Raw genomic sequence first — 6,987 nt, forward strand, 5'->3', positions numbered from 1 at the left:
ACCGCCATGGACGACTACCGCCTGATCGCCGACCGGATCGCCGCCGAGATCGCGGACGGGCGGCTGCGGCCCGGCCAGCAGCTGCCCACCCAGCGGCGGTCGCGCCGGGCTTGCCGCCGGCCGCCGCGGCGCCCCCGGCCGCACCGGCCCCGGTGGCGCCGGTGCCGGTGGCAGCGCTGCCGGACGACCCGTCGGAGGAGCCGCCGGTGGAGCCGAAGCCGGTGCCGCCGGAGTTGCCGTCCGCGGTGGTGCCGCCGGTGCCGGAGGCGCTCACCGGGCTCGTTCCGTCGACGCCGCCGGTGCCCGCGCCGCCGTTCCCGTTCTCCGGGGTGCCCGGTTCGGGGTTAGCCGTCGGCGGGGCGGTCTGGTTGCCGGGCAGCTTGCCGTCCTGGGCCTCGACGTGCTGGACGGCCTGCTGGGCCTGCTGCCGCTGGCCGTTGTTCAGGGCGAGGAAGCCCTGGGCCAGCTGGCCCGGCGCGATGCCGTAGGTCTGACCGGTGGTGGTCACCGCCTTGAGGAACCGGGCGATCACGGCCGCCTTCCCGGCCGGGACCCCGCCGGTCGGGACCATCGCGTACTGCACGAAGCTCAGCGGGTACGCCCGCTGGTCCCGGGAGAACGCGGTGTCGGGCACGCCGTAGGGCAGCTGCTGGACGCCGGTCGCCGGGTCGGTCGGCATGTCGGCGACGGCGGCCTGGAAGCCGGCCGTGGCGGGCGCCACGTAGGAGCCGGCCGGGTTGAGCAGCGCGGCCTCGGGCAGCGAGAACGCCTTGGCCTGGGCGGTGTCCATGATGGCGAGCATCATCCGCTGGCCGGGCTGCTGCACCGCGCAGGCGTCGTGGCCGCCGTTGGCGTTGAAGGTCGGCAGCTGGCAGTTCGGCCGGTTCTGCACCTGGTTGCGCGCGACCCGGGAGAGGCCCTCGGTGGAGGGCACCCACTCGTACTGCTTCCAGTGCGCGGTGTCCGCGCCGTCCTGCGGCGTGCTCGTCCCGGACTGGTCCTGGGGCTGGAAGGCCTCGGTCGGGTAGCCGGTGAACCTCGGCTTCAGGTAGAAGCTGTCGACGCGCATGCCCCACTGGTCCGGCTCGCCGTCGAGGAAGCGGGCGGCGTCCGGGTCGGCCGCGACCCAGGAGGTCAGCAGGTAGGTGAAGTCGGTCGTGCCGCCGGGGACGCCGGGGAAGATCGTCAGGGCGCCGCCGCAGCCGGTGGGCCAGTGGATCCCGTTCTCGGCCGTCTCCGGGTTCAGCTGCTTGAACTCGGGATCGGTGAAGAGGCACACCGGGTTGCCGGCCACGGAGGCGATGTCGGCGCCCGGCGAGGCGTAGGACTGGGTCAGCAGCTTGGCCACCAGCCGCGCGTTCAGCCGCATGTCCCTGATCTGCCGGCCGGTCGTCGGGTCGTCGACCAGGAACGTCACCGAGATCCCGGTCGTCGCCAGCGGGGCGTAGACGTAGGGGCGCGGGGGCGGTGAGGTGTCCGGGCGGGCCGTCAGCGCGACGTCGGTGCTGGCGCCGCCGGCCAGGAAGGCCGACCGGGCCTGCGGCTCACCGCCGGCCGGGATGTAGCCCACGGTCATCGGGGACTCGCCCAGGCACAGGCCGGCCCGCCACTGCTGCATCGCCCGGTTGGCCATCTCCAGGCCCGCGACGCCGAAGTCCTGGGCGCTCGCGACGCAGGCGTCCGGCGTGGGGGCGAAGTACAGGGGGACCACCGTCTTGTTGCGCCAGGCGCACTGCTCGCTGGTCCGGTTCTTGGTCTTCGAGTTGATCCGGCCGGGCTTCATGACGCCGTCCGAAGCGGCGTTGTAGAAGCGGTCCTTGTCCATCCGGTGGTCGTTGCAGTCGGCCTTGCCGCCGCGGATGTTGTACAGGTCCGTCGGGTCGCCGCCGTAGTTCGGCTCGACCACGATCGAGCAGGGGTGCGCGGCGTCGCAGCCGAGCGAGGGGCTCTCCTTGGCGCTCCACACCTCGATGGCGGCGGTGCCGGACCCGTCCGGTCCGGTCGGCGCCAGCACCATGTTCGAGGGGAAGTCCGGCGTCTCCGTGTGCACCGGGCGGGTCGGCTGCTCGAAGCCCTTCTCGCGGTCACCGCCGTAGAGGGTGCTGCCGTAGCAGTCCGTCACGGCGGGGTCGAGCCCGCGGCACTGGTAGACCCGCACCGTGTACAGGTTGAAGGTCGACTCCTTGGGCGTGCTCGTCACCGGGCCGCCGGCCTGGGTGATGCTCGGCGTGAACCCGCTCCAGGAGACCTGGAGGACCTGGTTGGTCAGGTTGGCCGTCTGGGAGACCGTCACGCTGCCCTCGGGGCCGTACGTCCCACTGGCCGGGATCCAGACCTTCGGCCCGGTCACGGTCGTCGAGGAGTCGGCGTGAGCCTGCGGCGCCGCGCCCAACCCGACCGGGATGACGGCGAGCGCCGCCACCACCGCCTTGGCGAGGGCCAGGGCCGGCAGTCGACGGCGCCACCTTCCCCGACCTCTTCGGTCGGGTACGCGGGTTCTCATGCGGGCCTCCGGGAGGTGCGGGCCGCCGGGTGCGGCGGCGCGAGGGCGTCGGATCGCGCTGGGGACGGACGATTCCGTGCGTACTATTCGGCCAGCCGGACATGGCGGGATCCGGTCGGCCAGGTGTACGAGACCACAACGCGGCGACTCCGTACCGGAGTTGGGACATCCACATGCGGGCGGGGGCGCCCCGCGGGGGGGGGCCCGGCGCCCCCCCGGCCCACTTGGGGGCGTGCGGGCAGCCCGCCCACGCCCGCCCCCCCCCCCCGGCGGGCCCGCCGGCCCCCCCCGTCCGGGAACCGCGCCGACTGAACAGCCTCGGCAACGCGCTGCACCGGCTGGCCCAGTGGACCGGTGACGTGGAACTCCTCGACGAGGCCGTCGAGGTGCTGCGCGAGGCGCTGGCCGGGGAGCCGCCCGGGACGAAGACCTTCGGCGAGATCCTCTCCAACCTCGCCGTCACCCTGTGGGAGCGCGGGGTCCAGACCGGCGACCCGCAGGCCTTCCAGGAGGCGGCCGAGCTGGCGCGCCGGGCCGTCGACGAGGGGCCGGTCCGGCCCGCCGCGCGGGTCGACCGGCTGGCCAACCTCGGTGTGGTGCTGCAGAGCCGGCACGATGCGACCGGCGAGCCGGGGGTGGCCGACGAAGCGATCGCGACGGCCCGCGAGGCCCTCGCACTGACCGGGCCCGGCAGCCCGGCCCTGGGCGACCGGCTGAACCACCTCGCCAACGCGCTGCGGGCCCGGTTCGCGGCGACCGGGGACCGGGCGGACCTGGACGAGGCCGTCGCCCTCCTGGAACGCGCCGTCGAGGAGAGCCCGTACGGCGATCCCCGGCTCGCCGTCGTGCTCTCCAACCTCGGCAACGCCCGGCTCGAGCAGTACCGCACGGGCGGGGACGGGCAGGCGCTGGAAGCGGCGGTGAGCGACCTCGGTCGGGCCGTCTGGGCCGACGCCGAGGGCACCGCGGCGCACGGCGGCTACCTGCGGCACTACGCCGACACCCTGCTGATCCTCCACCACCGGGACGGCGACCCGGGCGTGCTGCGGGCTGCCGAGGACGCCTACCGGCGGGCCGCGCGGACCGAGGCGATGCCGGTCCACGGCCGGGTCCTGGCCGCCTGGGAGTGGGGCGCCGCGGCGGCGACCGGCGAACGGTGGGAGGAGGCCCTGCGCGGCTACGAAGCGGCCGTGCGACTGCTGCCGTTCGCCGCCTCGGGCCGGCTGGCCCGCAGTGACCAGGAGCGCAGCCTCTCCCGGGTGCACGGGCTGGCCGCCGAGGCCGCCGCCTGTGCCGTCCAGGTCGGGGACCTCGTCCTCGCCGTCCGGCTGCTGGAACAGGGCCGGGGCGTTCTGCTGGGCCGCACCATCGCCGCCCGCGACGGCCTGGGCCGGCTGCGCCGCGCCCATCCGGCGGCCGCCGAGCGGTTCCGTGAGCTGAGCGAGCGGATCGAGCGGATCGACGCCGCCGACCTCGACGCACGGGACGCCCTCGACGGGCGGGACGCCGCCGACCCGGCCGACGGACCGCCGGGACTGCCCGGCACCGGCAGCCACCTGCGGCACACCCTGGCGGCGCGGTTCGAGCAACTGGTGACGGAGATCCGCGCCCTGCCGGGCTTCGCGGACTTCCTCGCCCCGCCGTCCCCGGACCTCCTCGCGGCGGTCTCCTGGCGCGGGCCGGTGGTGCTCGCCTACTGCAGCGAGTACCGCAGCGACGCGCTGGTCCTGTGGTCGGGCCGGGTCCTGCCGGTCCCGCTGCCCGGGGCCACTCCGGAGGCGGTGGACGAGCAGGTCCGCCGGCTGGAGGCGGCGCTGACGGCGGCGGCCGACCCGGCGACCGACCGGGCGGCCCAGGTGGCGATCGGCGAGGTGCTCCGCTGGACGTGGGACCACGTCACCGGACCGGTGCTCGACCGGCTCGACCGGCTCGGCCTGTCCGGGGCGGCGGACGGCCGGTTGCCCCGGGTCTGGTGGTCGCCGGGCGGAGCGCTCTCCGCCCTGCCGCTGCACGTGGCGGGCCACCACGGGGACGCGACCGGCCATGACGGCGGTACGGGCCGGCCCGACGGGAGGCCCCGCACCGTGCTGGACCGGGTGGTCTCCTCCTACACCCCGACCGTCCGCGCCCTCGCCTACGCCCGCTCCCGGGAGACCGGACCGGAACCGGCCGGACCGTCGGCGGGCGGGTCGGCGCCCGGCGGCCCCCCGGCCGCCGACGGCCTGCTCGCGGTGGCGCTGCCCGAGACCCCGGGGGCCCGCCCGCTCACCGGCGCCCGGCGCGAGGTCGAGCTGCTCCGCGGACTGCTGCCCACCGAGCTGCTGATCGGCGAGGAGGCCACTCTGGCACGCGTCCTCGAAGCGCTGCCCCGCCACTCCCACGTGCACTTCGCCTGCCACGGCGTCAGCGAGCCGCGGGACCCGTCCAACGCCCGGCTCCTCGTCCACGACCACCGGACGGCGGCGCTGACGGTCCGCCGGATCGCCCGGCTCGACCTGCCCGGGGCCCGGCTCGCCGTCCTCTCGGCCTGCGAGACGGCCCGGGGCCCCGGCGACCTGGCCGACGAGGCGATCCACATCACCTCGGCCTTCCAGCTCGCCGGGTACGCCCATGCCGTCGGCACCCTCTGGCCGGTGCACGATCTGGTGGCGCTGCGGATGACCAGGCTGCTCTACCAGGGCCTGCGGGCCGACCGTCCCGCGGGGGCGCCGGGGCTGGACACCGACCGGACGGCCGAGTCGCTCCACCACGCCGTCCGGCAGTGTCGGACGGCGTTCGCCACCAGTCCCAGCCTCTGGGCCGCCCATGTGCACGCCGGCGCCTGACCGGCCGGACCGCGACGACGAGACGACGAGACGACGAAAGAGGACCACCGATGAGCGGATGGTGGCGCAGACGGGCGGCCGAGCGCGCCGCACGGGCCGACGGCACGGGCGGTCCCGCGCCGTCGGGACCGCCCGGCGAGGGCGCCGAGGACGGCCCGGCCGCCGCCGACGGGCTCCACGAGCCGCGCCGGCAGCCGCCCGGGGCCACCATCACCGTCACCGAGGTGACGGAGGGCCGGCCGGAGCAGGAGATCGCCCGGGTCCGCGTCCAGCCGGTGGAGGTGGCCGAGTGGCGGGCGAACGCGGCCATCGAGAAGCTGGGGGCCGACCACCCCGAGACCCTGATCGTCCTGCGGGAGTACGCCCGGGTCCTGGCGCACACCCCGGGCGGCGACGACCGCGCGGTCGAGCTCTACGAGTACGTCGCGGGCACCCAGCGCGCGGTGCTCGGCGCACGCCACGAGGAGACCCTGCGGACCGACGCGGAGTTGGCGGACCTGCTGCACCACCTCGGCCGGGTCCAGCAGGCCGAGGCGCTCTGGCAGGCGAACTTCCGCGCCAGGGCGCAGACCCTCGGCCGGGACCACCCGGACACCCTGCGCAGCGCCGACGGGCTGGCCGCCGCCCTGGAGTCCCTGCGCCGCTCCGCGGAGGCCGAACCGCTGCTGCGCGACACGGTGGACCGCCGGACCAGGCTGCTGGGCGCGGACCACCCCGAGGTGCTGTCCGCCGTCAACCGGCACGCGGCCGCCCTGATCAACAGCGGCCGCCACCAAGCGGCCGAGCGGTCCCTGCGGTCCCTGGTGCCCCGGCTCGAACAGCGCTACGGGCGTGACCACGAGCGTACCGTGGCGGCCCGCGGCAACCTCGCCGCCGTCCTGGTCCGGCTGGGCCGCCATGCCGAGGCGGAACCGCAGCTGCGGGCTGTGGCGGCCTCCTGGGAGTCGCTCGCCGGGCCCGACGCCGACAACACCCTCTCCGCCCGCAACAACCTGGCCGCCGTCCTGCACGGCATGGCGCGCTACCAGGAGGCCGTCCCCCTCCTGCGGGACATCCTGGCCCGGCGGATCGCCCTGCACGGGGAAGGCCACCTCGACACGGTGAGCGCCCGGGAGAACCTGGCCAACGTCCTGATCGACGCCGGCCTCCTCGCCGAGGCGGCCGGCCTGCTGACGCGCTGCGCCGCCGACTACAGCCGGATCCACGGCCCGGGCCACCCCCGTGTACGGGTCGTCCGGGAGCAGCTGGACTGGTTGCGCGAGAACCTGCGCTGACCGCTGACCGCCGGACACTGTCGGCGGCGCCGCGGGATCGTCCCGCCTCCTGGTGGCTTCGCGTGACGTCAGCGCCGTACGGCTCCAGGTCCCGCCTGCGTGCGCCGCCTCGCACCGGCCGGCGACTGCGCCGCTCCCGCTGACCGGGCGGACGGGTCGGGCGAGCCAGCGGTGGCCCCGTCCGCTGCGGGGGAGGCACGATCGAAGGACGGACGCGACCGGCGCCCCGGGCGGAGGTCAGACGGCTGATGAGCGGCACCGAACACGAATCGGCGGAAGTACGGGACACGACCGAGGGCCGGGTCTTCACCGTCACCGGCGGCGACTGGGGCGAGGTGGTCGAGGCGGTCGGCCGGGCCGACGACGAGCGCATCATCGTCAACAT

The 6,987-nt window shown here is 75.9% G+C and carries 2 protein-coding genes and 2 pseudogenes; 3 read left to right on the forward strand and 1 reads right to left on the reverse strand.

Translation table 11 applies throughout. The features are described 5' to 3' along the window. Window positions 1-2,503 (reverse strand): annotated as a pseudogene (locus tag ABZW03_RS34050) (hypothetical protein); the annotation flags it as partial. Window positions 2,504-2,676: 173 nt separating this feature from the next. On the opposite strand from ABZW03_RS34050, the gene ABZW03_RS34055 reads away from it, so the two are divergent. The 3 genes and pseudogenes from ABZW03_RS34055 to ABZW03_RS34065 form a co-directional block, all read left to right on the forward strand. After that, window positions 2,677-5,328, forward strand: a complete 2,652-nt coding sequence (locus tag ABZW03_RS34055) for a CHAT domain-containing tetratricopeptide repeat protein (protein WP_355267173.1) — start codon at window positions 2,677-2,679, stop codon at window positions 5,326-5,328. 50 nt (window positions 5,329-5,378) lie between these two features. Continuing rightward, complete coding sequence (locus tag ABZW03_RS34060; RefSeq protein WP_355267176.1) at window positions 5,379-6,602, forward strand: tetratricopeptide repeat protein; 1,224 nt, start codon at window positions 5,379-5,381, stop codon at window positions 6,600-6,602. A gap of 248 nt (window positions 6,603-6,850) precedes the next feature. Next, window positions 6,851-6,987: pseudogene (locus tag ABZW03_RS34065) on the forward strand (NADH dehydrogenase subunit D); the annotation flags it as partial.

The organism is Kitasatospora sp. NPDC004799, assembly GCF_040609095.1.
Lineage (GTDB): Bacteria > Actinomycetota > Actinomycetes > Streptomycetales > Streptomycetaceae > Kitasatospora.

Bases quoted from the DNA above. Each gene is read 5' to 3' on its own strand.
- ABZW03_RS34055 (WP_355267173.1), top strand. From the start codon at position 2,677: ATGCGGGCGGGGGCGCCCCGCGGGGGGGGGCCCGGCGCCCCCCCGGCC.
- ABZW03_RS34060 (WP_355267176.1), top strand. From the start codon at position 5,379: ATGAGCGGATGGTGGCGCAGACGGGCGGCCGAGCGCGCCGCACGGGCC.